This is a genomic window from Nonomuraea sp. NPDC023979, assembly GCF_040639085.1.
GTDB lineage: Bacteria > Actinomycetota > Actinomycetes > Streptosporangiales > Streptosporangiaceae > Nonomuraea > Nonomuraea ceibae.
This window is the reverse complement of sequence record NZ_JBEZZG010000002.1, coordinates 401,848-422,194: the sequence shown is the minus strand read 5'-3', so window position 1 is coordinate 422,194 and position 20,347 is coordinate 401,848. Positions and strand designations below refer to the sequence as shown.

Here is a 20,347-nt window from a genome sequence, read left to right as displayed (position 1 = left end):
ACATGCGCATCGGCATCGACGTCGGCGGCACCAACACCGACGCCGCCCTCATCGGCGACGGCGGCCAGGTGCTCGCCACCGTCAAGTCCCCCACCACCGAAGACGTCACCGGCGGCGTCGCCGCGGCCATCGCCGGGCTCGGCGCCACCGAGGCGTCGGCCGTGATGATCGGCACCACCCACTTCGTCAACGCCCTCGTCGAGGCCGCCCGGCTGGAGCCCGTCGCCGCCGTCCGGCTCGGCCTGCCCGCCACGGCCGCGCTCCCGCCCCTGGTCGACTGGCCCGACCGGCTGCGCGAGGCCGTCGAGGGCGCCGTCTACCTGTGCCACGGCGGCCACGAGTACGACGGCACGCCCATCTCCGCCCTCGACCCCGGCGAGCTCCGGCGGGTCGCCGCCGACATCCGGGCCCGCGGCCTGCGCACGGTCGCGATCTCCTCGGTGTTCTCCCCGGTCAGCGCCGACTCCGAGCGCCAGGCCGCCGACATCCTGGCCGCCGAGCTGGGCCCCGAGGTCCACCTGTCGCTGTCCCACGAGATCGGCAGGGTCGGCCTGCTGGCCAGGGAGAACGCCACCATCGTGAACGCCGCCCTGCGCCCGCTCGCCGGCCGTACGGTCGCGGCGTTCGCCGAGGCGCTGGCGGTGGCGGGCATCCGGGCGCCGCTGTTCCTGTCGCAGAACGACGGCACGCTCATGGACGTGGACCACGCCCGCCGCTACCCGGTGGCCACCTTCGCCTCCGGGCCGACGAACTCCATGCGCGGAGCCGCGTACCTCTCGGGGCTGACCGACTGCGCGGTCGTCGACATCGGCGGCACCACCACGGACGTCGGCATCCTGAACGGCGGCTTCCCGCGCGAGGCCGCGGGCGAGGCGCTGGTCGCCGAGGTGCGCACCAACTTCCGCATCCCGGACGTGCTGTCCATCGGCATCGGCGGCGGCTCGATCGTCGCCGCCGACGGCAGCGTGGGCCCGCGCAGCGTCGGCTACCGGCTCACCGCCGAGGCGCTGGTGTTCGGCGGCGGCACGCTGACCGCGACCGACCTGGCCGTGGCCGCCGGGCAGGCCGTCGTCGGCGACCCCGCCCGCGTCACCGGCGTGGACCACGAACGCCCGCTGAAGATCATCGCCGAGCGCGTCGCCGAAGCGGTGGACCGCATGCGCACCAGCGCCGCCCCGCTGCCCGTCGTCCTCGTGGGCGGCGGCAGCATCCTCGTCGGCGAGCTGCCCGGCTTCGCCGACGTGCGCCGCCCCGACCACTACGAGGTGGCCAACGCCGTCGGCGCGGCCATCGCCCAGGTCGGCGGCGAGGTCGACCGGGTGTTCTCGGGCCCGCGCGAGAGCGTGCTGGCCGAGGCCAAGAACGAGGCGGTCGCGCGGGCCGAGCGCGCCGGGGCACGCGCGGGCAGCGTGCGGATCGTGGACGTGGAAGAGCTGCCGCTCGCCTACCTGCCGGGTGACGCCACCCGGGTCAGGATCAAGGCCGTCGGCGACCTGGACCTGGAGAAGATCGATGCGTGAGATCGGGATCGACCGGCTCGACGACCTGGCGCGCGGCGCCGGCATCCTCGGCACCGGCGGCGGCGGCGACCCGTACGTGGGCAAGCTGCTGGCCCGCGAGGCCATCCGCAGGCACGGCCCGGTGACCGTGTACGACATCGACGAGGTGCCCGCCGACGCCACCGTCGTCGCCGTGTCCGGGATGGGCGCGCCGACCGTGCTGCTGGAGAAGCTGCCCGCCGGCACCGAGGAGCTGACCGCGCTGCGCGCACTCGAAGCCGTGCTCGGCCGCCCCGCCACGCACATCGTGCCCATCGAGATCGGCGGCGTGAACTCGATGATCCCCATCGCGGCCGCCGCCCAGGCCGGGCTGCCGCTCGTCGACGGTGACGCGATGGGCCGGGCCTTCCCCGAGGCCCAGATGGTGCTGCCCACCCTCATGGGCGTGCCCAACACGCCGATGGCCGTCGCCGACGACAAGGGCAACACGCTCGTCGTCGACACCGTGTCCAACCAGTGGGCCGAACGCATCACCCGGGCCGCCTGCGTGCAGATGGGCTGCCAGGTCTCCTGCGCCGACACCGTGCTGCGCGGCGACCAGCTCCGCGACGGCCTGGTCCCCGCCACGCTGACGCTCGCCGAGAACCTCGGCAAGGCCGTGCGGCGGGCCCGCGCCGCCAACGCCGACCCGGTGCGCGCCGCCCTGGACGTGCTCGGCGGCGTCAAGCTGTTCACCGGCAAGGTCGTCGACGTCGAACGCCGCACCACCGGCGGCTTCGCCCGGGGCAACGCCCGACTGGAGGGCACGGGCACGCTGGAGCTCAGCTTCCAGAACGAGCACCTGCTCGCCCGCCGCGACGGCGAGATCGTGGCGACCACCCCGGACCTGATCTGCGTCCTCGACACCGACTCCGGCGAGCCCGTCACGACCGAGGCCATGCGCTACGGGCTGCGCGTCACCGTCATCGCCGCGCCGTGCGACCCGCGCTGGGCCTCGCCCGCCGGGCTGGAGCTCGCGGGGCCCCGCTACTTCGGCTACGACTGCGACTACCTGCCCCTTCGGGGTAGGTATGCTCAAGTCACGTGAACGCATACAGTCCCATCGGCCCCGTGGTCGGCATCGTCGGCGCGGGACAGCTCGCCAGGATGACCCAGCAGGCCGCCATCGCGCTCGGGGTGGAGCTCCGGGTGCTGGCCAACGCCCCCGGAGAGAGCGCCGCCCGGGTCATCGTCGACACCCGCATCGGCGACTACCGTGACCTGGCCGACCTGCGGGAGTTCGGCAAGGGCTGCGACGCGATCACGTTCGACCACGAGCACGTGCCCACCGAGCACATCCGGGCGCTGGCCGCCGGCGGCCTCCAGGTCCACCCCGGCGCCGACGCGCTCGTCCACGCCCAGGACAAGGCCGTCATGCGCGAGCGGCTGACCGCCATCGGCGCGCCCTGCCCGGCGTGGGCCCGCGTGTCCGACGCCGCCGAGGCCGTCGCGTTCGCCCAGGAGCACGGGTGGCCGTTCGTGCTCAAGGCGATCCGGGGCGGCTACGACGGGCGCGGTGTGTGGGTGTGCCGCACCGAGGCCGACGTGACCGAGGCGTTCGCGGCCGGGGTGCCGCTGATGGCCGAGGCGTTCGTCCCGTTCGAGCGGGAGCTGGCCGTGCTCGTCGCCCGCTCCCCGCACGGGCAGGGCGTCAGCTACCCGGTCGTCGAGACCGTGCAGCAGGACGGCATCTGCGTCGAGGTGCTCGCCCCCGCCCCCGGGCTCGACCCGGAGGAGGCCGCCCAGGCGCAGCGGGTCGCGCTCAACATCGCCCACGAGCTCGGCGTGACCGGGCTGCTGGCCGTCGAGATGTTCCAGACGGCCGGCGGGCTGGTGGTCAACGAGCTGGCCATGCGGCCGCACAACAGCGGCCACTGGACCATCGAGGGCGCCCGCACGTCGCAGTTCGAGCAGCACCTGCGGGCGGTGCTCGACCTGCCGCTCGGCTCGCCGTCGATGACCGCGCCCGTGGTCGTGATGGCCAACCTGCTCGGCGGCGACGACCCCGACCTGTTCAAGCGGTACGAGCACGTCATGGCGCACGACCCCGGCGTGAAGGTGCACTTCTACGGCAAGGAAGTGCGTCCCGGGCGCAAGATCGGGCACGTCACGGTGACGGGCGACGACCTCGACTCCTGCCGCGCCCGCGCCCGCCACGCCGCCGTCCACCTCACCACCGGGGAGTACGCATGATCGGCATCGTCATGGGAAGCGACTCCGACTGGCCGGTGATGAAGCTGGCCGCGGAGGCCGTCGCCGAGTTCGGGGTGCCGTTCGAGGCCGACGTCGTGTCGGCCCACCGGATGCCTGCCGAGATGATCGACTACGGCACGCAGGCGGCGTCCCGCGGCATCCAGGTGATCATCGCCGGGGCCGGCGGGGCCGCCCACCTGCCCGGCATGCTCGCCTCCGTGACGCCGCTGCCCGTCATCGGGGTGCCGGTGCCGCTGAAGTACCTCGACGGGATGGACTCGCTGCTGTCCATCGTGCAGATGCCCGCCGGGGTGCCCGTCGCCACCGTGGCGGTCGGCGGCGCGCGCAACGCCGGGCTGCTGGCCGTACGCATCCTGGCCGCCTCCGACGCGGGGCTGCGGGAGCGGATGGTGACCTTCCAGGAGACGCTGAAGGAGCAGGCGCACGCCAAGGGCGCGCGGCTGCGCGCCGAGGCGGCGTCGCTCGCCGGGACGCGGCCGCTCTCGTAGGGGCCGCGTCACACCACGTACCCGGCGCGCTGCGTGAGTGGCGCGCCGGAGGTCTCAGGGGCGGCCGAGAGCCCGGTAGTGCCAGCCCGCCGAGCGCCACGCCTCGGCGTTGAGCGCGTTGCGCCCGTCGACGATCCTGCGCGTGGCCACGACCGAGCCGAGCTCCTCCGGGTCGAGGGCCACGAACTCGTCCCACTCGGTCAGCAGCAGCACGACGTGCGCCCCGCGCACCGCCTCCACCGCCGACGCGCCGTAGTTGAGCTCCGGGTGCGCCTTGCGCGCGTTGTCCAGCGCGATCGGGTCGTAGACCGTGACCTGGCCGCCCTGGTGCCCGATCGTCACGGCGACGTCCAGCGCCGGTGAGTCGCGGATGTCGTCGGAGTTCGGCTTGAAGGCCGCGCCGAGCACGCCCACCGTGCAGCCCCGGAACGAGCCGCCGGCCAGCTCCCTGGCCAGGTCCACCATCCGCGCCCGGCGGCGCATGTTGATCGCGTCGACCTCGCGCAGGAACGTCAGCGCCTGGTCCGCGCCCAGCTCGCCGGCCCGCGCCATGAACGCCCTGATGTCCTTGGGCAGGCAGCCGCCGCCGAAGCCGAGCCCCGGGTTGAGGTAGCGCCCGCCGATGCGGTCGTCGTACGACAGGGCCAGCGAGAGCTGCTGCACGTCGGCGTGGGCGGCCTCGCACACCTCGGCCATCGCGTTGATGAAGGAGATCTTGGTGGCCAGGAAGGAGTTGGCCGCCGTCTTGACGAGCTCGGCCGTGGGGAAGTCGGTGACGACCATCGGCACCTCGCCCAGCGGCTCGTACACCTCGCGCAGCATCTTCTCGGCCCGCTCGCTGCGTACGCCGATCACGATCCGGTCGGGGTGGAGCGTGTCCTGGACAGCGAAGCCCTCGCGCAGGAACTCGGGGTTCCACGCCAGCTCGGCCTGGGTCCCGGCCGGGGCCAGCAGGGCGAGCTTGTCGGCCAGCCGACCCGCGGTGCCCACCGGCACGGTCGACTTGCCGACCACCAGGCACTCACGGTCGAGGTAGGGGGCCAGCGACTCGATCGCGGCGTCCGTGTAGGACACGTCGGCGGCGTACTCGCCGCGTTTCTGCGGGGTGCCGACGCACACGAAGTGCACGTCGCCGAAAGCGCCCACCTCCTCGTAGGAGGTGGTGAACCGAAGCCGGCCGGATTCGAGCCCCCGGCGCAGCACCGGCTCCAGGCCGGGCTCGTGGATCGGGAGCTCACCGTTGTTGAGACGGCGGATCTTGTCGGCGTCGATGTCGAGGCCGAGGACGTCGTATCCGAGATCAGCCATGCAGGCCGCATGGGTGATGCCCAGGTAACCGGTCCCGATCACCGTGAGGCGATATGGCACGAGTGAACTCCTTTCGATCGCCGTGGCATGCTACCGGCTCTTGGCTACCCCCTTCGTGCCACCTGGGCATACCCCGCAAACCGTACCGACTGGTAACAAGATGCTCGGACGTCCTAGTATCTCTGTATGGACTTTCCTCTGTACGCGCCCGCCGAAGAGCACGACATGCTCAGGGACACGGTCAGGGCCCTCGCCGACGAGAAGATCGCCCCGCGTGCCGCCGAGGCGGACGAGAACGAGGAGTTCCCCTGGGACGTCTACAAGGCCCTGGTCGCCGCCGACCTGCACGCCGTCCACGTACCTGAGTCCTACGGCGGAGCCGGGGCCGACGCCCTCGCCGCGGTCATCGTCATCGAGGAGGTCGCCCGCGCGTGCGCCTCCTCCTCGCTGATCCCCGCCGTCAACAAGCTCGGCACCGTCCCGCTGCTGCTGTCGGCGTCGGAGGAGCTGAAGTCCGCCTACCTCCGCCCCGTCGCCACCGGCGAGGCGATGTTCTCGTACGCGCTCTCCGAGCCGGAAGCCGGATCCGACGCCGCCGCCATGAAGACCCGCGCCGTCAAGGACGGTGACCACTACGTCCTCAACGGCACCAAGATGTGGATCACCAACGCCGGCGTGTCCGAGTACTACACCGTCATGGCCGTGACCGACCCGTCCGCCGGGGCGCGCGGAATCTCCGCCTTCGTCGTGGAAAAGTCCGACGAAGGCGTCTCCTTCGGCCCCAAGGAGCGCAAGCTCGGCATCAAGGCGTCACCCACCCGCCAGGTCATCCTCGAGAACGTCCGCATCCCCGAATCCCGCATGATCGGCGAGCCCGGAACCGGCTTCAAGACCGCCCTGGCCACGCTCGACCACACGCGCGTCACCATCGCCGCCCAGGCGCTCGGCATCGCCCAGGGAGCCCTCGACTACGCCGTGGGGTACGTCAAGGAGCGCAAGCAGTTCGGCCGGCCCGTGGCCGACTTCCAGGGGCTGCAGTTCATGCTGGCCGACATGGCGATGAAGCTGGAGGCCGCCCGGCAGCTCACCTACCACGCGGCCGCCAAGTCCGAGCTCGCCATGCACGGCAAGCCGCAGAAGGACCTCACGTTCCTGTCCAGCGCCGCCAAGTGCGCGGCCTCGGACGCCGCCATGGAGATCACCACCGACGCGGTGCAGATGCTGGGCGGGTACGGGTACACGAAGGACTTCCCGGTGGAACGCATGATGCGCGACGCCAAGATCACCCAGATCTACGAGGGGACCAACCAGATCCAGCGCATGGTCATGGCCAGGCAGCTGCTCAAGTAGGCGCCCAAAGGCATGGCCTTCGCCGGCGAGGCGCTTCGCGCCGTCGAGCTCATTGGGGGGCACAGCCCCCCAAACCCCCAGCATAAAGCGCTTCGCCGCGTCGATAAGCAGGGGCCGGACTGGGTGTGTCGCCCGTTCTCGATCCCCTGGTAAGGGCGCCTTCTGGGCCTGGTCGGTGCTGGTTTAGGTTGGGCGGGTGGGGACTTATGGGGAGCTGCCGGCTGAGCTGGTGACCGAGCGGTTGCGGTTGCGGGCCTGGGTGCCGTCGGATGCCGAGGGCTACCACGGGTTGTGGCTGGAGCGGGATCCCCGGGTGCCGTCGGCGCGGCGGGTCGACGACGAGGGGCGGCCGACGGTCGAGGACCTTCGCGGCCGGCTCGTGGAGGACCCGCGGGGGGCGGAACCCGGGCTCGGGCTGTTCCCTGTCGAGCTGCGGGACACCGGGGAGTTCATCGGGTACTGCGGGCTGATCGTCGGCCAGGCGTCCTTCGACGAACCCGAGATCGCGTACGAGCTGGCGCGGCGGGCGCACGGTCATGGGTACGCGACGGAAGCCGCCCGCGCGGTCCTGGAGGCCGCGGTCCGGACGGGGCGGCGACGGCTCTGGGCGACCGTGCGGGAGTGGAACGCGCCCTCGTTCCGCGTCCTTGAGAAGCTCGGGTTCCACCCCAGTGGCCGCGTCACCGAGGACGCCGAGCACGGCGACTCGATCTGGATGACGCGCGTACTCGACCCGAGGTAGCGGCGCGAGCGTCTCCAGAAGCCCTATCGGCGGCCCGCCACGCGGACGGCCAGGCCCAGAGCTCGGCTCCGGTCGCGCCCGGACTGAACGGGAGCGCCCGGGGCGACATGACAGATGTCATGTCGAGGCGTGACATCCCCATGCGGTCACCTGCGGTTCCGGCACTACTGACACCTGTGCGGCTCCTCCAGAGTGGTCCTCATGGATACCCCCACTCCGTACCGACGGAGCTCACCCGTGAACGGCGCCCCGAAGTGGATCTCCTGGCTGTTGCGGCGCTGGCCGACGGCGCTGGCGCTGGCGGCGACAGCGCTGACGTTCGGCGGGTCGTCGTCCGGCGACGGCGTCGCCGGTCTCGCCCACGCCCTCATGCTCCTCCCGCTGCTCTACCTGGTGGTGGCCAAGCTGCGACGGCGCGCGGCGACCTGGCCCGGGCTGGGGATCGGCATCGTCGGCGTCGTCGGGCTGCGGGCGCTGGACGTGATCCAGCCCGCGGCCGTCATCACCGCGATCGCGCTGGTCGTGCTGGTGTGGGGCGCGGTGGACGGGCAGCTCCGGCGCGACGGGACGTTCCGCGTCCAGGCGCTGGGCATGCTGGTGTTCGGCGGGCTGGCGCTGGCCGGGCTCGCGGTCGACCCGGATCTGGGCCGCTACCTCGTGGCCGCCGGCTGGTTCTTCCACGGGGTCTGGGACTTCGTCCACCTGAAGATGGACAAGGTCGTGGCCCGCTCGTTCGCCGAGTGGTGCGGGGTGGTGGACGTGGCCATCGCGGCCCAGCTCGTCCTGATGTTGTGACCGGGCGGAATAGCGCCGCCCCAAGCGGGGGATGCCACGGGGCATGGGTCGAACCTTGATCATCCTGCGGCGGGCGGCGTGCGTCGCCACGCTCGCCCTCCTGTTCCTCCCGGCCGTCGCCGCCCTCCCGGCGTCGGCCGAGCCCCGTAAGCGCTCGACCGCCGAGGCGTCGGCCCGGCGGATGCTGGCCCAGCTCAAGGTCGCCCGGCCGTTATCCATCCGCGGCTACAGCCGCAAGCGGTTCCAGCCCCGGTGGGCCCACCACAAGGGCACGTGCAGCGTACGGGAGACGGTCCTGGCCCGTGACGGGCGCCGCGTCCGCCGCAACGCCGCCTGCCACCCCGTCAAGGGCCGCTGGTACAGCCCGTACGACGGCAAGTGGCTCAAGAGCGAGAAGTACGTGGACGTCGACCACGTCGTGCCGCTCTCCTACGCCTGGCGCTCCGGGGCCAAGCGGTGGAGCCAGGCCAAGCGCCGCGCCTTCGCCAACGACCTGCGCCGCCCCGAACTGCTCACGGTCAGCCACTCCTCCAACATCGCCAAGGGCGGCCAGGGCCCGCAGAGCTGGCGCCCGCCGCGGCGTGCGTACTGGTGCCGGTACGCGACCTCGTGGATCACCGTGAAGCGGCACTACCGGCTCTTCGTGACCCGCAACGAGCGCACGGCCCTGCTCAACATGCTCCGCACCTGCTGAGGCGCACGAAGATACAGAAGTACAGTTCTCAGAACTGTACTTCTGTGTGTGAGAGGGGCGGGCTCCGGCTTCACGGATGAGCTCGGCGGGCCCGCCGGGCCTACGACGCGGCGGGTCAGGGGCCGCGGTGGCGGGTTACGGCGGCGGCGGTGCGGTCGACGTCGCCGGCCGCGATCGCCTCGACCAGCTCGGCGTGGATCTCGGCCCGTTCGTCCAGGTAGCCGTCGGGGTGGGTGGCCCCGGCTCCGGTGGACAGGTCGGCGATGCACCGCGTCATGCTCTGGTAGACGGCCTTGGCCAGCGGGTTCGGGCTGATCTGGGCGATGCGCTCGTGCAGGGCCCAGTTGGCGCGCAGGAAGCGTTCGGCGTCGCCTGTCGACTTCCTGAGCCGCGCCACGAGCCGGCGCAGCGCCGTGACGTCGGCGGACGTGCGGTGGCGGGCGGCGTCGGCGGCGATCAGGGGCTCCAGCGACTCGCGTACGGCGATCGCGTCGGCCACGGTGGTGGGCTCGCGGCGGACGGTGAGCAGGGTGTGCCGGAGCCGGACGACGGGGTTGGGTTCGGCGACGAACAGGCCGCCGCCGCGGCCGGGGCGGATGTGGACGCTGCCTCGGTCGCTGAGGAGGCGCACCGCCTCGCTGATGGTGGCGCGGCCGAACCCGGAGCGGTCGCGGAACTCCTCCATGGTGCCGATCAGGTCACCGGGCCCGAGACCCCGTTCGGTGATCATGGCTTCGATGTCGGCGGCGAGGGCTTCGGCCCGCGTCAATGGGGAAACCACCGGACAAAAGTAGCAGATCGCGCTACGCTCCAGCGTTGACAAACCTTCGAAAGGTACGGGTGTTTTGATGCCGAGCGATCCGTTACTCCAGCAGGTGCTGAACGGCGTCGACGGGACCGACGATCGGGTCAACGAGATCGTCTCGTCGCTGATCTCCCACCTGCACGCCTTCGTCGCCGAGGTGCGCCCCACCGAGCGGGAGTGGCTCGCCGGGCTGGACTTCCTGGCCGAGACCGGGCAGCGGTGGTGCGGGCCGCACCGCAACGAGTTCATCCTGCTGTCGGACATGCTGGGCCTGACCACCGCCGTCGACGACGTGAACCACGCCGGCCCCGAGGGCATGACGCCCTCCTCGGTGCAGGGCCCGTTCCACTCGCCGGCCCCGGCGCGCGAGCTCGGCGACTGGATCGCCACCGGCCCGGAGCGCGAGCGCGGCACCCCGGCCGTGGTGCACGGCCGGGTGCTCGGCACCGACGGCACGCCCGTGCCGGGCGCGCTCGTGGACGTCTGGCAGGCCGATGACGCCGGCCTGTACGACAGCCAGGACGAGGAGCAGGAGCTGGGCAACCTGCGCGCCCTGCTGACTGCCGGCCCCGACGGCGGCTACTGGTTCCGCACGATCCGGCCCAGCAGCTACCCGGTGCCGGTCGACGGCACCGCGGGCCGGCTGCTCCGGGCGATCGGACGGCACCCGATGCGCCCCGCGCACGTGCACCTCCAGGTGTCGGCGCCCGGCTACCGGACGCTGACCACGCACGTGTTCCTGGCGGGCGACCCGTACCTCGACTCCGACGCCGCCTACGCGGTCAAGCCCGAGCTGGTCCGTGAGCCGGTGCGGCGGGAGGGCCCGGACGAGCGGTGGGGGATGGACACGCCGTTCGAGGAGCTGGAGTTCGACGTGCGGCTGGTGCGCGAGGAGGCGCGGTGAAACTCGTTGGAGTGATCATCAACGGGCGGCCGTGGGTGGCCCGCCTGGACGGCGACCTGGACAAGGGCCTCGACGGCGCCGAGGTGCGGCCGATCGCCGAGGTGGACGCGTTCTGGGCCGACACCGCGCGCTCGCTCGCCGCCGAGCCCGGCGCGCCCGTGGCCGCTGGTGAGGTGGAGCTCGTCCCGCCGGTGCCTGCCGGCGCCCGGGTCATCTGCGTCGGGCTGAACTACCGGGCCCACGCCGCCGAGGGCGCGTTCGCCGTACCGGAGCATCCGACGCTGTTCGGGCGCTGGACCGCGTCGCTGAGCGTCGGCGGGGTGCCCGCGCCGGTGCCCGCCGACGAGGCCGGGCTCGACTGGGAGGGCGAGATCGCCGCGTACGTCGGCGCGCCCCTGCGCGAGGCCGACGCCGACACCGCGCGGGCCGCGGTCCTCGGCTACTCGGCCTTCAACGACCTCACCGCCCGGCGCGCCCAGAAGCTGACCACGCAGTGGACGCTCGGCAAGAACGGCGACCGCACCGGCCCGCTCGGCCCGCTGGTCACCGCCGACGAGGTCGGCGACCTGCGTGACGGGCTGCGGCTGCGCACCCGCGTCAACGGCACGCTGGTGCAGGACGGCAACACCAAGGACATGATCTTCGAGGTGGGCGAGGTGCTGTCGCTGATCAGCCGCACCCTCACCCTCCACCCCGGCGACGTGCTCGCGACCGGCACCCCCGAGGGCGTCGGTTACGTACGCACGCCGCCCTGGCTGCTCGGCCCCGGCGACGTCGTCGAGGTCGACGTCGAGCGCCTGGGGGTCCTGCGCACGCCCATCGTCGGCTCCTCAGCGAAGGACACCCCGTGACGGAAACCGAGGTCGTCATCGCGGGCGGCGGGCTCGTCGGCCTGACGCTCGCCCACGAGCTGGGCTCGCGCGGCATCGGCTGCGTGCTCGTGGAGCCGCGTACGGAGGCCGGGAACGGCTCGCCGCGCTGCAAGCAGATCAACCCGAGGTCGATGGAGATCTTCCGCAGGCTCGGCGTGGCGGCGGACATCCGGGACAACGCGCGGCTGCCGTTCGGCTGGGCGGACTCGGCGGTGTTCTGCGCCAGCCTGACCGGGCACCGCATCGAGCGCTTCGACGGCATCTTCGGCCTGACGGACGTGCGGCGCGACGAGTTGGCCGAGCCGGCCCAGTGGTGCGGGCAGAACCGGGTGGAGGAGGCGCTGCGCGCCACCCTGGCCCGCCGTCCCACGGTCGAGGCCCGCTGGGGCCGCAGCGTGACCCGGGTCGAGCAGGACGCGGGCGGCGTCACCGCCGAGACCGTCGACGAGCACGGCCGCCGCGAGCTGGTCCGGGGCCGCTACCTGGTCGGCGCCGACGGCGGGCGCGGCGTCGTCCGGGGCGAGCTGGGCATCCGGCTGTCCGGCGAGACCCACGCCGTGCGCAACGTGCAGGCGGTCTTCCACGCGCCGGGGCTGACCGAGGCGCACCCGCACGGTCCCGCCGTGCAGTACTGGGTGGTCAATCCCGAGGTCAGCGGCCTGATGGGCCCGCTCGACACCGAGGGCGCCTGGTGGGCGATCATCATCGGCGCCCCGGAGGACCCGGACCCGGCGTGGGTGGAGCGGGCGCTGCACACGATGATCGGCCGCGAGCATCCCGTGGACGTGCGCCTTCTCGACCCGTGGACGGCCCGCATGCTGGTGGCCGACCGCTACCGGGAGGGCCGCTGCTTCCTGGCCGGTGACGCCGCCCACCTCAACCCGCCGTGGGGCGGCTTCGGCGCCAACACCGGCATCGGCGACGCCGTCGACCTCGGCTGGAAGCTGGCCGCCGAGCTGCGCGGCTGGGCCGGAGCCGGGCTGCTCGACAGCTACGAGGCCGAGCGCCGCCCGATGGCCGAGCGCACGATCGCCGAGGCCGCCGCGAACATGCGCGTCCTCACCGGCGAGCTGGCCAGGCCCGGCCTCGACGACGACTCCGACGAGGGCGCGCAGGCCAGGCTCAAGGCCGCTGAGCTCATCAGGCAGACCAAGGCCAACGAGACGTACACGCTCGGTTTCGTGCTCGGCGCCCGCTACGCGGGCTCGCCGCTGATCGCCGCCGACGACGGGCCCGCCCCCGTGTCGAGCACGTCCGTCTACCGCCCGTCCGGCGCGCCAGGCTCGCGGCTGCCGCACTTCTGGCAGGCCCGCGACCGGTCGCTGTACGACGCGCTCGGTCCCGGTTTCACGCTGCTGGAGATCGCCACCGACCCCGCGGACGCCGCCTGGGAGGAGGCCGCCGCCGCGCGCGGCATCCCCTTCACCCGCCACCACCTGCACCGCCCCGACCTCCTGGAGCTGTACGGCGCCCGCTATGTCCTGGTTCGGCCGGATCACCACATCGCCTGGCGCGGAGACGCCCCTCCCGACCCCGGAACCCTCCTGGATCACGCCCGAGGTTCCTGAGAGAGGTTAGATCGTCTTCGCCCGGGATAAAGGAACGCCCGACAACCGGCATGGAGGTGTGCATGAGGAGCAGACGCAACGCGGTGGCGGCCGCCGCTCTGGCCGCCGTCGTCGGCCTGACCGGGGCGTGCGGCAACGGTGACGGGGACGGCGACGACGATCCGGACATCGTCAACACTCAGGTCCCGGACGACGGCAACGATCAGGAGGGCGACGGCGACTGAGCGTCCCATGACCGCGGGAATCGCCGGAGTGGGGGTTCGGGACGTCGGGCCCGGCTGTTAGGGTCGGTCCCCTTCCCCCATGAACGAGTAAAGATTCCTGCATCGGAGGGTCATGAGGACTGTAGGAAAGGCCGCCGTCGTGGTCTCCGCCCTGGCCACGGCGGTGGCGCTCGCCCCCGTGGCGCAGGCCCAGGCCGCGCCCGCGTTCGTCGCCTACCACGGCGCGACGCCGAGCCAGCAGACGGCGAACTTCACCAAGCTGCGCGACCAGGGCTACCACCCGGTGACGGTGAACGTCTCCGAGGGTCCCCGCTACGCGGCCGTGTGGCAGAAGGGCTCGTCGCCGGGCTGGCTGATGTACCAGGGGATGTCGGCGAGCGGCCTCCAGTCGCGCTTCGACGCGGCGCTGGCGAAGGGCTACCAGCCCATCTCGATCTCCGGCACCGGTTCGGGGAGCGACGCGGTGTTCGCCGCCGTCTTCGAGAAGAGGAGCGGCAAGTTCTTCGCCAGGCACGGGCTGGACGACGCGCAGTTCGCCGCCGCCAACCGCAAGGCCGCCGACGACGGCTACGTGCTGTCGTCCGTCGACGTGTACGGCACCGACGGCGACCGGCGTTACGTGGCGGTGTGGACGGTCAACCCGGGCGGGAGCTGGTACTTCAGCTACGGCAAGTCGGCCGCGGCGCACCGGGCCGAGTTCGACAAGCGGGTCGGCGCGGGCTACAGGCCGACCAGCGTGGCCGTGGGCCCCGACGGCACCTACGCCGCAGCGTGGCGCAAGGACGGGCTGAAGTCGTGGGCCCACTACATCGGGATGACCGCCTCCGGCTATCAGTCGCGCTTCGACCAGCTGAACGCCAAGGGCCTCTACCCCGTCCAGGTCAACGCCGAGAACGGCGTCTACACGGCCGTCTGGGTCAAGAACTGACCAGCCGCACGTCGCCGGTCGAGCTCCTGGCCACGATGGTGTGCCGGGAGCCGCCGGCGTCCTTGAGCTCGGACCGGACCCGGCCGTGGGTGCTGCTGACGGTCACGGCGTAGTCGCCGCGCGGCACGGTCGCCGTCACCCGCCCGTGCTGTGACCTGACGTCCAGCCCGGCGGGCCGCTCGGCGAACGTCAGGTTGATCGTGCCCGTGGTGGTGCGCGCCTCGACGGCCGCCGAGCGCAGGCGGGTGCCGGCGATCACCTCGTGGTCGCCGCGCAGCTTCAGCCGTCCCGAGGCGTCGTAGACCCTGATCGGCCCCGAGGTGGACACGTCGACGTCCTGCGGCAGGTCGCGCAGGATGACGCCGTCGTCGCCGCCCCGGACGACCAGCCGCACGCCGGGGGGCACCCGTACGTGATAGCGGGCGCCGCAGTCGCCGAACACCACCGTGCAGTCGACGTCGAGGCGCAGGGTGCCGTCGGCGAGCCGCCAGGAGTTGTTGCCGTCGTCGGCGGCCTTGCCGCGCAGCCACCGGTCGACCTGGACGCCGGGGCCGGCGGCCGGCAGGACGCGCAGGCCGCCGATCGGCGACTCGATCGTGAGCGTGGTCCCGGAGTGGGGGAAGGCGCGTGCGGAGTGGACCTCGTCCGCGTCCAGGCTCACGCCGCAGCCCGTCAGACCGGTGAGCACGAGCGCCGCCGCTGCCGTGATTCGCTTCATGGCTCGATCGTGGCGTGGCCGCCCTGGCGGGGAGATCGGCCTTTCGGCCGATGGCCGTCGGTCAAAGAGCCGAAAGTGCCGGGGGAGAGGCGGTCAGGCCCTCCAGTAGTAGCGGTGGAGGCGGCCGACCTCGGCGTAGCCGGCCCGGAGGAAGGCGGCGGCCGTCGGGGTGTTGGCCACGTCGGTGGCGGCGACGACGCGCTCGACGCCGGCCTCGGCGAGCGTGCGGGTGCCGTGGGCGAGCAGGTCGTCGACGTAGCCGTGGCCCCGGTGCTCGGGCACGACGCCGATGTAGGCGATGGAGTGGTCGTCCGGCGCCACCAGCCCCACGGGCGAGTCGCCGGCGTAGCCGATTACGAACCAGCCGGGCTTGGCCTTGCGGCTCATCAGGTCGTCGTACATCCACCGGGCCTCGTGCTCGGCGCCCGAGGTGGCCAGCTCGACCCGGGTGTCATGGTCGAGCGAGCCTTCGGAGATGCGGATCAGCACGTCGAGCACCTCGGCTTCGCCGAGGTCGCGCGCGGGGCGGTAGCGCAGCCTGCCGGGCTCCTCGGGCAGGTCGCTGCCGGCCCGCCATTCGAGCATCAGCCGCTCGACCTCCAGCGCGAACCCGGCCCCGAGCAGCGCCTCGTGCTCGACGGCCCGGTCGACGACGGGGGTGAGGCCGGGCGGCAGCGCGATGTCGTGAATGATCTTGGTGAGCTTGAGCGTCGCCAGCCCGCGCCGCAGCAGCCGGGAGGCCACCTCCGGGTCGGGGCCCGGCTCGAACTGCCAGGTGATCACCGGCTCGGCGCCGGGGAACGGCGCCCAGAACGCCAGCCGTGCGCGCCCGTCCACGAAGCACCACTCCGGCCTGGTCCTGCCCTCCTCGAAAGCGGACACGAGCTGGGAACGAGCAGGCTCGGGGAAATCGTCGAACAAGTGCCGGCCTCCACACCGCGGGAACGATGCGGACATCGTCTCGCACCGGCGCGTCACGCCGTCACGCGGCGGTGGTCAACGCCGCCTGCGCCTCTTCCCGGGACGGGCTCGTCTCGAAGTGCCGGTCCAGGTTGGTGATCGTGAGCAGGTGGCTGATCATCCCGGGGGCCAGCACCAGGATCATCCGCCCGCGCGTGCGCCGTACGTGGTTGTGCGTGGCCACCAGCACCCCGAGCCCCACCGAGTCACAGAACGGGACCGAGGTCAGATCGATGACGAGCTTGACCGGCTCGGAGCCGGACAGGGCCTGTTCGAGCTCGGCCCGCACCCGTGGAGCGCCGTAGACGTCGAGGTCACCGGCGATGTGCAGAACAGTGCAGGGTTCCTCCCGCCAACTCCTGACCACCATGGGGCTAGCGTGCCCCAATTAGAGGTTGTTATTACTATTTCTTGCATATGTTCTGAGTAGCGGTCTCCGTGACAGGGGTGGCACTCGGCTTCGCCGAAGGCTTGGCCGTGGACTTGGGCTTGGCCACCTTGAGCTGATCGCGCCCCAGGATGACCTCGATGCCCTTGATGTCCACCTGGCGCAGCTCCGCCCCCGGGATCGCCGCCGCGACCGTGCGCGCCGCCTCCGCCTGATCCGCGCCGTGGCGCACGACCGTCTTCTCGTGGTCCTTGCGCGTCGTGTTGCCCGCCGTGTCGGGGACCTTGAAGCCGTACGCGATCAGCGCCGTCCGGGTGCGCGCGCCGATGCCGGAGATCAGCGTGCCGTTGAGCACCTTGAGCGAGATCTGCTGCGGCGGGACCGACGCCTTCGCCGACGGCTTGGCGGACGGCTTGGCCGACGGCGTCGGCTCGCCGGGGTCACGGTCGGCCTCGATGCTGCGGAACAGGTCGCGAGCCGCCGCCTTGTCCCACAGCACCGCCGACTCCCCGGTGGGCGTCTTGAAGTCGACGTCGTCCAGCGGCACGTCCACGAACTGCACGTTGTCCAGCTTGACGTCACGCAGCTGGGTGGCCAGCCCCAGCAGGCCGTCGTCCGGGTCGACCTTGATGGTGCCGAGCGTGGTGTTGACGAACGTGGCCAGCTTGGCCGGGTTGGCCAGCGTGCCCGCGCTCAGCGCCCGGTCGAGCAGCGCCGAGATGACCTGCTGCTGGCGGTCGATGCGGTCGAGGTCGGAGCGGGCGGTGGCCCGGGTGCGCGCGTAGCCGAGCGCCTGCGCGCCCTTGAGCTCGTGGGTGCCCGCCGCCAGGTTGAGGCCCGTCTTCGGGTCGTTGATCGGCACCGGCGTGCACACGGTCACGCCGCCGAGCGAGTCGACCACGTCCACGAAGCCGAGCACGTTGACCTCGATGTAGCGGTGGATCTCCAGGCCGGTGGCCTGCCGCACGGTCTGCAGCGCGAGCTTGGGGCCGCCGAACTGGTAGGCCGAGTTGATCTTGTGTTCGCCCTTGCCGGGAATCGTCGTCCAGGTGTCGCGCGGCAGGCTCACCACCGTGACCTTGCTGTGGTCCTCCGACAGGTGGATGAGCATCATCGTGTCGGTGCGCTGGCCGGACTCGCGGCCCAGCTTGAGCTCGTTCTGCTTCTTGCGGGTCAGGTCGTCGCGCTTGTCGACGCCGACCAGCAGGATGTTCTCGGCCCCGCGCGGCGCGGTCTGCGTGACGCCCGCGTCGACCGAGCCGATCGTGCGCGGCGTCGCCCACACCACCCCGGTGCCGACCAGCACTCCCGTCGACAGCAGCCCGGCGATGATCGCGTTGCGCCGCCGCGCTCTGGCGCTCTTGCGCGGCCTGCGCGGGCGGCCGGGGGCGAGCCTGACGCCGCCGTAGGCGTCGCCGCCCACGTGCACACCGGCGTCCTCCTCGCTCGGGTCGCGCATTGCCGTCCCCCTCTGTGGCGCACGGAGGATCGGGCCATCGATTGCCCTCCTCCCCTGCCCGTACAGTAGCGTGAGCCCCGCCATGAAGCAGTTCCCCGACTCGCCGCACGCGCCAGCGGAGACGCGTGGCTGGCCGCCCATCTCCGTCGTCATGCCGGTCCTCAACGAGGAACGGCACCTACGCGAAGCCGTCCACCAGGTGCTCGCCCAGCACTACCCGGGTGAGATCGAGGTCGTCCTCGCCGTAGGCCCCTCCCACGACCGGACCCAGGAGGTCGCCGACGCCATCGCCGCGTCCGACCGCCGGGTCACCGTCGTGCCCAACCCCACAGGCCGCACCCCCAACGCGCTCAACGCCGCCATCGGAGCCTCGCGCAACGGCATCATCGCCAGAGTCGACGGGCACGCCATGCTGCCCCCCGACTACCTGCGTGTCGCCGTCGAGACGCTGGCCGAGACGGGCGCCGACAACGTCGGCGGCGTCATGGCCGCCGAGGGCGTCAGCCCGTTCGAGCAGGCGGTCGCCTGCGCCATGACCTCCAAGATCGGTGTCGGTGCCGCCGCCTTCCACGTGGGCGGCACCGCGGGTCCCGCCGACACCGTCTACCTGGGAGTCTTCCGGCGCAGCGCGCTCGACCGGGTCGGCGGCTACGACGAGCACTTCCAGCGGGCCCAGGACTGGGAGATGAACCACCGCATCCGCCAGACCGGCGGCCTGGTGTGGTTCCAGCCGCGGATGCGCGTCTCCTACCGGCCCAGGCCCAACGTCAAGGCGCTGGCCAAGCAGTACTTCCACTACGGCCGATGGCGCCGGGTCGTCGCCCGCACCCACGAGGGCACGATCAACCTGCGCTACCTGGCGCCCCCGGCCGCCGTGCTGGCGATGCTGCTCGGGCTCGTCGTCTCGCCGTTCTTCCCGCTCGGGCTCGTCATCCCGGGCGGCTACGTGCTGGCGATCGTGGCCGGGTCGGTGCTGACCGGCAGCGGGCTGCCCGCGGCGGCCAAGCTCAGGCTCCCGATCGTCTACGCGACCATGCACGTGTCGTGGGGCTGGGGTTTCCTCACCAGCCCACGCAAACTGGCCCGCCCGCCCCGCTGACCACCGCCGCCCGCCCCGCTCAGGGGCGGGCGCCCGACACCAGCGCGTCGAGCAGCGCGCCCTCGTCCTGGGAGCTCACGCAGGCGACCCGGACCCCGGCCCACTCCGCGGCCAGCGACCTGGCCAGCTCGGCGGTGGCCGCGCGCACCGGCGCGTGCAGGGGCCCCGCGCCCGGGGCGGTCCGCAGCACCAGCCGGCCGCCGCTCTCGCGCAGCGCCGGATATGCGGCCCGCGCCACGTTCCACGGACCCAGGTAGGCGGCGGCCTCGTCGCCGTCGCGCGCCGGCACGCCCAGATGCACGACGGCGTCCACGGCCGCCACGTCCGCCAGCGCCTTGGCGACCGACTCGGGGTCGGCGACCCGTACCTCCTCGCGCGGGAAGGACCGCACCCGCGCGCCGTACTCGGCCGCCAGCGGGAGATCGCCGCCGAAGACCACCACCGACAGCCCCACCAGGCCGTCGCGGCGGCCCGGCACGGCCGCGGGCGGCGCCGACGGCGCCAGCAGCCGCTCGGCGATGGCCAGGTCGATCGGGTGGGTGACCTTCATGTTCCGCTCGCTGCCCGCCACCAGGAAGATCGGCACGTCCGGCAGGTAGCGCAGCACCACGCCGCAGTCGTCGGTCGCCAGCCGGTCGCCGAAGCCCGGGTCGGCGAACGCCAGCTCGTACGCCTTCCTGATGACCGACAGGCGGAAACCCTGGGGCGTCTGCGCCCGCCGCAGCCGCGAGCGGTCCAGCACGTCGCCGACCACCTCGCCGCCGTCGCCAGGCGCGGCCACGAGCACCGTGTCGGAGCTCGGGATGACCACCTCCACGGCCTCGCGCGTCTCCAAGGCCCTGACACAGTCGGTGATGATCCGGGGCTCCAGCAGCGGGCGCACGGCGTCGTGCAGGAGCACGTTGCACTCCTGGGTCCCCAGTGCCTGGAGTGCCCGCCAGGTGCTCTCGGTGCGGCTCGCCCCGCCGTCGACGACCTGGGTCACCTTGCCGAACCCGGCGCGCCGCACCAGCTCGCGCACCTGACCGCCGAACCCGGGCGTCATCAGCACCACGACCTCGTCGACCTCGGCCGACGCGTCGAACACCGCGATCGTGTGCTCCAGGATCGTCCGCCCGGCGAGCTCGATGAGCTGTTTGGGCGTGTCGCGCCCCACTCGCTGTCCGACGCCGCCCGCCAGCACCACCGCGACAGTGCGCAGCCGAGAATTCATACTTCGAGGGTAACGGTCCTGTTCCGTGATATCACGTTGCGCGATCGCTACGCTGAGTCCACGCACTCCCTCTGAGAACG

At 72.5% G+C, this 20,347-nt stretch carries 21 protein-coding genes; 14 read left to right on the top strand and 7 right to left on the bottom strand.

Going from position 1 to position 20,347, the window contains the following annotated elements:
- Positions 1–2: 2 nt before the first annotated feature.
- From AB0G11_RS05275 to purE, 4 genes are read left to right on the top strand one after another with little or no spacing between them, the layout of a single operon-like run.
- Positions 3–1,520, top strand: a complete 1,518-nt coding sequence (locus tag AB0G11_RS05275; RefSeq protein WP_357584083.1) for a hydantoinase/oxoprolinase family protein — start codon at positions 3–5, stop codon at positions 1,518–1,520.
- Complete coding sequence (locus AB0G11_RS05270; protein WP_219499750.1) at positions 1,513–2,586, top strand: DUF917 domain-containing protein; 1,074 nt, start codon at positions 1,513–1,515, stop codon at positions 2,584–2,586. Before AB0G11_RS05275 ends, AB0G11_RS05270 begins: the two co-directional genes overlap by 8 nt.
- Positions 2,583–3,731 carry a 5-(carboxyamino)imidazole ribonucleotide synthase gene (locus tag AB0G11_RS05265; protein WP_219499748.1) on the top strand — a complete coding sequence of 383 codons (1,149 nt, stop codon included), beginning with the start codon at positions 2,583–2,585 and terminating at the stop codon, positions 3,729–3,731. Before AB0G11_RS05270 ends, AB0G11_RS05265 begins: the two co-directional genes overlap by 4 nt.
- Positions 3,728–4,240, top strand: coding sequence for a 5-(carboxyamino)imidazole ribonucleotide mutase (gene purE, locus AB0G11_RS05260; RefSeq protein ID WP_357584081.1), 513 nt, complete (start codon positions 3,728–3,730; stop codon positions 4,238–4,240). The genes AB0G11_RS05265 and purE overlap by 4 nt, the downstream gene beginning before the upstream one ends.
- A gap of 54 nt (positions 4,241–4,294) precedes the next feature.
- Here the strand turns inward: purE and AB0G11_RS05255 are convergent, their stop codons facing one another.
- Positions 4,295–5,608 (bottom strand): UDP-glucose/GDP-mannose dehydrogenase family protein, encoded by a 1,314-nt coding sequence (locus AB0G11_RS05255; protein WP_219499744.1) that lies wholly within the window; start codon positions 5,606–5,608, stop codon positions 4,295–4,297.
- Between the two features lie 126 nt (positions 5,609–5,734).
- Here AB0G11_RS05255 and AB0G11_RS05250 point away from each other — a divergent pair, with 126 nt between their 5' ends.
- The 4 genes from AB0G11_RS05250 (at position 5,735) to AB0G11_RS05235 (ending at position 9,129) form a co-directional block, all read left to right on the top strand.
- Entirely contained in the window at positions 5,735–6,898 is a 1,164-nt protein-coding gene (locus AB0G11_RS05250; RefSeq protein ID WP_219499742.1) for an acyl-CoA dehydrogenase family protein, read from the top strand.
- 196 nt (positions 6,899–7,094) lie between these two features.
- Positions 7,095–7,640, top strand: a complete 546-nt coding sequence (locus AB0G11_RS05245) for a GNAT family N-acetyltransferase (protein ID WP_357584079.1) — start codon at positions 7,095–7,097, stop codon at positions 7,638–7,640.
- Between the two features lie 237 nt (positions 7,641–7,877).
- Positions 7,878–8,435 carry a hypothetical protein gene (locus tag AB0G11_RS05240; protein WP_308125587.1) on the top strand — a complete coding sequence of 186 codons (558 nt, stop codon included), beginning with the start codon at positions 7,878–7,880 and terminating at the stop codon, positions 8,433–8,435.
- 43 nt (positions 8,436–8,478) lie between these two features.
- Positions 8,479–9,129 carry an HNH endonuclease family protein gene (locus AB0G11_RS05235; RefSeq protein ID WP_219499737.1) on the top strand — a complete coding sequence of 217 codons (651 nt, stop codon included), beginning with the start codon at positions 8,479–8,481 and terminating at the stop codon, positions 9,127–9,129.
- 115 nt (positions 9,130–9,244) lie between these two features.
- Here the strand turns inward: AB0G11_RS05235 and AB0G11_RS05230 are convergent, their stop codons facing one another.
- The gene (locus tag AB0G11_RS05230) at positions 9,245–9,910 is read right to left on the bottom strand and encodes an FCD domain-containing protein (protein WP_308125586.1); all 666 of its coding nucleotides are present in this window, start codon (positions 9,908–9,910) and stop codon (positions 9,245–9,247) included.
- A 67-nt stretch (positions 9,911–9,977) separates the two neighbouring features.
- On the opposite strand from AB0G11_RS05230, the gene AB0G11_RS05225 reads away from it, so the two are divergent.
- From AB0G11_RS05225 to AB0G11_RS05205, 5 genes are all read left to right on the top strand, one after another.
- Positions 9,978–10,838: a dioxygenase gene (locus AB0G11_RS05225; protein ID WP_219499735.1), complete on the top strand. Its 861-nt coding sequence runs from the start codon at positions 9,978–9,980 to the stop codon at positions 10,836–10,838.
- Entirely contained in the window at positions 10,835–11,689 is an 855-nt protein-coding gene (locus AB0G11_RS05220; protein ID WP_219499733.1) for a fumarylacetoacetate hydrolase family protein, read from the top strand. Before AB0G11_RS05225 ends, AB0G11_RS05220 begins: the two co-directional genes overlap by 4 nt.
- Positions 11,686–13,278: an FAD-dependent monooxygenase gene (locus tag AB0G11_RS05215; protein WP_219499731.1), complete on the top strand. Its 1,593-nt coding sequence runs from the start codon at positions 11,686–11,688 to the stop codon at positions 13,276–13,278. Before AB0G11_RS05220 ends, AB0G11_RS05215 begins: the two co-directional genes overlap by 4 nt.
- A 62-nt stretch (positions 13,279–13,340) precedes the next feature.
- Positions 13,341–13,502: a hypothetical protein gene (locus tag AB0G11_RS05210; RefSeq protein ID WP_357584078.1), complete on the top strand. Its 162-nt coding sequence runs from the start codon at positions 13,341–13,343 to the stop codon at positions 13,500–13,502.
- A 112-nt stretch (positions 13,503–13,614) separates the two neighbouring features.
- Complete coding sequence (locus tag AB0G11_RS05205) at positions 13,615–14,430, top strand: hypothetical protein (RefSeq protein WP_219499727.1); 816 nt, start codon at positions 13,615–13,617, stop codon at positions 14,428–14,430.
- On the opposite strand, the gene AB0G11_RS05200 is transcribed toward AB0G11_RS05205, so the two are convergent.
- The 4 genes from AB0G11_RS05200 to AB0G11_RS05185 all read right to left on the bottom strand — a co-directional run bounded on the left by AB0G11_RS05200 (position 14,420) and on the right by AB0G11_RS05185 (position 17,955).
- Entirely contained in the window at positions 14,420–15,148 is a 729-nt protein-coding gene (locus AB0G11_RS05200) for a hypothetical protein (protein WP_357584076.1), read from the bottom strand. The genes AB0G11_RS05205 and AB0G11_RS05200 overlap by 11 nt on opposite strands.
- A gap of 93 nt (positions 15,149–15,241) precedes the next feature.
- Complete coding sequence (locus tag AB0G11_RS05195; protein WP_357584074.1) at positions 15,242–16,069, bottom strand: GNAT family N-acetyltransferase; 828 nt, start codon at positions 16,067–16,069, stop codon at positions 15,242–15,244.
- A 61-nt stretch (positions 16,070–16,130) separates the two neighbouring features.
- A complete protein-coding gene (locus AB0G11_RS05190; protein ID WP_219499721.1) occupies positions 16,131–16,478 on the bottom strand; it encodes an STAS domain-containing protein in 348 nt (115 codons plus the stop codon).
- Between the two features lie 34 nt (positions 16,479–16,512).
- Entirely contained in the window at positions 16,513–17,955 is a 1,443-nt protein-coding gene (locus AB0G11_RS05185) for an LCP family protein (RefSeq protein WP_219499719.1), read from the bottom strand.
- 82 nt (positions 17,956–18,037) lie between these two features.
- Here AB0G11_RS05185 and AB0G11_RS05180 point away from each other — a divergent pair, with 82 nt between their 5' ends.
- Positions 18,038–19,054, top strand: coding sequence for a glycosyltransferase family 2 protein (locus AB0G11_RS05180; RefSeq protein WP_357584326.1), 1,017 nt, complete (start codon positions 18,038–18,040; stop codon positions 19,052–19,054).
- Between the two features lie 19 nt (positions 19,055–19,073).
- On the opposite strand, the gene AB0G11_RS05175 is transcribed toward AB0G11_RS05180, so the two are convergent.
- Positions 19,074–20,267, bottom strand: coding sequence for a 2-C-methyl-D-erythritol 4-phosphate cytidylyltransferase (locus tag AB0G11_RS05175; protein WP_357584072.1), 1,194 nt, complete (start codon positions 20,265–20,267; stop codon positions 19,074–19,076).
- Positions 20,268–20,347: the final 80 nt, after the last annotated feature.

Coding starts and splice junctions, on each gene's coding strand:
- AB0G11_RS05185 (WP_219499719.1), bottom strand. CDS start 17,955: ATGCGCGACCCGAGCGAGGAGGACGCCGGTGTGCACGTGGGCGGCGAC.
- AB0G11_RS05235 (WP_219499737.1), top strand. CDS start 8,479: ATGGGTCGAACCTTGATCATCCTGCGGCGGGCGGCGTGCGTCGCCACG.
- AB0G11_RS05200 (WP_357584076.1), bottom strand. CDS start 15,148: ATGAAGCGAATCACGGCAGCGGCGGCGCTCGTGCTCACCGGTCTGACG.
- AB0G11_RS05250 (WP_219499742.1), top strand. CDS start 5,735: ATGGACTTTCCTCTGTACGCGCCCGCCGAAGAGCACGACATGCTCAGG.
- AB0G11_RS05175 (WP_357584072.1), bottom strand. CDS start 20,267: ATGAATTCTCGGCTGCGCACTGTCGCGGTGGTGCTGGCGGGCGGCGTC.
- AB0G11_RS05180 (WP_357584326.1), top strand. CDS start 18,038: ATGAAGCAGTTCCCCGACTCGCCGCACGCGCCAGCGGAGACGCGTGGC.
- AB0G11_RS05225 (WP_219499735.1), top strand. CDS start 9,978: ATGCCGAGCGATCCGTTACTCCAGCAGGTGCTGAACGGCGTCGACGGG.
- AB0G11_RS05205 (WP_219499727.1), top strand. CDS start 13,615: ATGAGGACTGTAGGAAAGGCCGCCGTCGTGGTCTCCGCCCTGGCCACG.
- AB0G11_RS05275 (WP_357584083.1), top strand. CDS start 3: ATGCGCATCGGCATCGACGTCGGCGGCACCAACACCGACGCCGCCCTC.
- AB0G11_RS05210 (WP_357584078.1), top strand. CDS start 13,341: ATGAGGAGCAGACGCAACGCGGTGGCGGCCGCCGCTCTGGCCGCCGTC.
- AB0G11_RS05270 (WP_219499750.1), top strand. CDS start 1,513: ATGCGTGAGATCGGGATCGACCGGCTCGACGACCTGGCGCGCGGCGCC.
- purE (WP_357584081.1), top strand. CDS start 3,728: ATGATCGGCATCGTCATGGGAAGCGACTCCGACTGGCCGGTGATGAAG.
- AB0G11_RS05190 (WP_219499721.1), bottom strand. CDS start 16,478: ATGGTGGTCAGGAGTTGGCGGGAGGAACCCTGCACTGTTCTGCACATC.